Here is a 285-nt window from a genome sequence, read left to right on the forward strand (position 1 = left end):
ATCGAGGCCGGTGCTCGCGTTCTGAGCGAGCTCGGCTGGGCGGGCTTTTCCACCAACAAGGTGGCGGAGGCCGCCGGCGTCAGCATCGGCTCGCTCTATCAATATTTTCCCGACAAGCTCGCTCTGGTCGAGGCAATCCGGCGCCGTCACTTCGATCATGTGCTGTCGGTGATCAGCGAAGCGGCGGCCGACCAGAAGCCGCTCAGGCAGTTCGCGCGCGAGCTGGTGCGCGGCATGATCGGAGCGCACAGCGTCCATCCGACGCTGCACCAGGTGCTGCTCGAC

At 65.6% G+C, this 285-nt stretch carries 1 protein-coding gene; it reads left to right on the forward strand.

The window, feature by feature from the left end; translation table 11 throughout:
• Positions 1–285, forward strand: a 285-nt coding sequence (locus EN786_RS37310) for a helix-turn-helix domain-containing protein (RefSeq protein ID WP_135910227.1), incomplete at both ends; no start/stop codon positions are given.

The sequence above is a fragment of the Mesorhizobium sp. M4B.F.Ca.ET.143.01.1.1 genome, from assembly GCF_004792275.1.
GTDB lineage: Bacteria > Pseudomonadota > Alphaproteobacteria > Rhizobiales > Rhizobiaceae > Mesorhizobium > Mesorhizobium abyssinicae.